This is a genomic window from Streptomyces sp. NRRL S-920, from assembly GCF_000717945.1.
Taxonomy (GTDB): Bacteria; Actinomycetota; Actinomycetes; order Streptomycetales; family Streptomycetaceae; genus Streptomyces; species Streptomyces alboniger.
The window spans coordinates 1-3,326 of sequence record NZ_JODF01000120.1 but is presented as its reverse complement, the minus strand read 5'-3'; the positions used below and the strand labels follow the sequence as shown (position 1 = coordinate 3,326).

The following is a 3,326-nucleotide window of genomic DNA, read 5'->3' as shown; positions in this document are numbered from 1 at the left end:
AGTGGCCCGCCATCTCGTCACCGAACACGGCGTACGCAACCTGCTGCTCACCAGCCGCCGAGGACTCGACGCCGAAGGCGCCCCGCAGCTCGCCACCGAACTGGCCGAACTCGGCGCCCACACCGTGGAGATCGCCGCCTGCGACGCCGCCGACCGCGACGCGCTGGAGGCCCTGCTCCACTCGATCGACGACACCCGCCCCCTCACCGCCGTCATCCACACCGCCGGCGTCCTGGACGACGGAGTCATCAACTCCCTCACCCCCGAACGCCTCGACGCGGTCCTGCGCCCCAAGGCGGACGCCGCCCTCAACCTCCACGAACTGACCGTCGGCGCGGACCTGTCCGCCTTCGTTCTCTTCTCCTCGGTCGCCGGCGTCATGGGCAGCCCGGGTCAGGGCAACTACGCCGCCGCCAACACGTTCCTCGACGCCCTCGCCCACCACCGCCACGCACTCGGTCTCCCCGCGACCTCACTCGCGTGGGGCGCCTGGGAGCAGGCGGGCGGCATGACCGCCGACCTCGGCGACACCAACGCCAACCGCATCAACCGCGGCGGCATGACCGGCCTCACCCACGCCGAGGGCCTGCGTCTCCTCGACACCGTGTGGACCGCCGAGCAGGCCCTGCTCGTGCCCATGCACATGGACCTGGCCGCCGTGCGCGCCCAGGCCACCTCGACGGGCGTACCGCCCCTCATGCGCGGACTCGTCCGCACCTCCACCCGCCGCACCGCCAACGCGGCGACCGTCGAGACCGGCGCCCTGGCGCAGCGCCTCGCCGGCCTCTCCTCCGAAGAGCGGCACACGCTGCTCCTCGACCTGGTCCGTACGAACGTCGCCCACGTCCTGGGTTACGAGGACGCCGCCACCGTCGAACCGGCGCGCGCCTTCAAGGAGTTGGGCTTCGACTCGCTCACCGCGGTCGAGCTGCGGAACCAGCTCAACACCGCGACCGGGCTCCGCCTCCCCGCCACCCTCGTCTTCGACTACCCGAACGCGACGGCTGTCGCCGAGTACCTCATCGCCGAGGTCATGGGCACCCAGCCCGAGGCGACCGCTGCCGTGGTGGTCCGCGACAGCTCCGACGACGACCCGATCGCGATCGTCGGTATGGCCTGCCGCTACCCGGGCGGGATCACCACGCCCGAGGAGATGTGGCGGTTCCTGCTCGACGGCGGCGACGGCATCACCCCCTTCCCGACCGACCGGGGCTGGGACCTGGACGGGCTCTTCGACGGCGACACGGAGCGGTCCTCGTCGGAGTACGCGCTGGAGGGCGGCTTCCTGCACCGGGCCGCCGACTTCGACCCGACCTTCTTCGGGATCTCGCCGCGCGAGGCGCTGGCGATGGACCCGCAGCAGCGCCTGCTCCTTGAGGTCTCCTGGGAGGCGCTGGAGCGCGCGGGCATCGACCCGGCCTCCGTACGCGGCAGCTCGACCGGTGTCTTCGCCGGCGTGATGTACCACAACTACGCCTCCCGGCTCACCGAGGTGCCGGACGAGGTGGCGGGCTTCCTCGGGAACGGCAGTGCGAGCAGCATCGCGTCCGGCCGTGTCTCGTACACGTTCGGGTTCGAGGGCCCGGCCGTCACCGTGGACACCGCGTGCTCGTCCTCGCTCGTCGCCCTGCAAATGGCGACGCAGTCGCTCCAGCGTGGTGACTGCTCCATGGCGCTTGTCGGCGGTGTGACGGTCATGCCGACGCCGGATACGTTCGCCAGCTTCGCTCTTCAGCGTGGCCTCGCCCTGAACGGCCGTTGCAAGCCGTTCGCGGGTGCCGCCGACGGCACCGGCTGGTCCGAGGGCGTCGGCATGCTCCTCGTCGAACGCCTCTCCGACGCCAAGCGCAACGGCCACCAAGTCCTCGCGGTCGTCCGAGGCTCCGCCGTCAACCAGGACGGCGCCTCGAACGGCCTCACCGCCCCCAACGGCCCGTCTCAGCAGCGTGTCATCCGCCAGGCCCTGGCCTCCGCAGGCCTGACGCCCGGTGACGTGGACGTCGTCGAGGCGCACGGCACGGGCACGCGGCTCGGCGACCCGATCGAGGCGCAGGCGCTTCTGGCCACGTACGGTCAGGACCGCGAGGGCTCCGAGCCGCTGTGGCTCGGCTCCATCAAGTCCAACCTCGGCCACACCCAGGCCGCAGCCGGCGTCGCCGGAATCATCAAGATGGTCATGGCGCTGCGCAACGGCGTCATGCCCAAGACCCTCCACGTCGACGAGCCCTCCCCGCACGTCGACTGGTCGACGGGTGACGTCTCCCTGCTGACCGAGGCACGGGAGTGGCCCGAGACCGGGCGCCCGCGCCGAGCCGCCGTCTCCTCCTTCGGCATCAGCGGCACCAACGCCCACGTGATTCTGGAGCAGGCGCCGACCGTCGACGCCGAGGCGATCCCCGAGGCTCCTGTTGCTGGTGGGGTCGTGCCGTGGGTGCTCTCCGGTAAGACGGAGGACGCGCTGCGGGACCAGGCCGAGCGACTGTACGCCTTCCTACGGGACAACTCCGAGCTGCGTCCGGCCGATGTGGGCTACTCCCTCGCCGTCACCCGGGCCCGGTTCGAGCACCGGGCCGTCATCACCGGCTCCGACCTGGATGAACTCCTGGCAGGTACCGCCGCGTTGGCGGCCGGGGATGTGTCGGGTGCGGTCACCTCGGGCAGCAAGAACAGCGGGCGGGTCGCGTTCCTGTTCACCGGGCAGGGCAGCCAGCGGGCCGGAATGGGCCGTGAGCTGTATGACACGTATCCGGTGTTCGCTGCTGCCTTTGACGAGGTGTGCGCGCACTTTGACGGGCACCTTGAGCGTTCGCTGAAGGATGTTGTCTTCGGCACGGACGAGACCGACGCCGGTCTGATCGACCAGACCGTCTACACGCAGGCCGCACTCTTCGCGATCGAGGTTGCGCTCTTCCGGCTCGTCGAGGCGTGGGGGCTGACCCCCGACTTCCTCGTCGGACACTCCGTCGGTGAACTGGCCGCCGCGCACGTCTCCGGGGTCTTCACCCTCGACGACGCGACCAAGCTCGTCGCCGCGCGTGGACGTCTCATGCAGGCGCTCCCGGCTGGTGGTGCCATGGCCGCGATCCAGGCCACGGAGGCGGAGATCCTTCCGGTTCTGGAAGGCCGCGAGTCCGAGATCGCCATCGCCGCCATCAACGGGCCCACGTCCGTGGTGATCTCCGGCGATGAGACCGCCGTAGTCGAGGTGCTGGAGCACTGGCGGGAGAAGGGCCGCAAGGTCCACCAGCTCCGCGTCAGCCACGCCTTCCACTCCCCCCGCATGGAACCCATGCTGGACGAATTCCGCACCATCGCCTCCGGACTTA

1 protein-coding gene is annotated in these 3,326 nt (G+C 70.7%); it reads left to right on the top strand.

Annotation, left to right across the window (positions count from 1 at the left end; translation table 11 throughout):
* The coding region (locus tag IG54_RS0136945; RefSeq protein ID WP_037898455.1) for a type I polyketide synthase at positions 1-3,326 on the top strand (3,326 nt) is incomplete at both ends.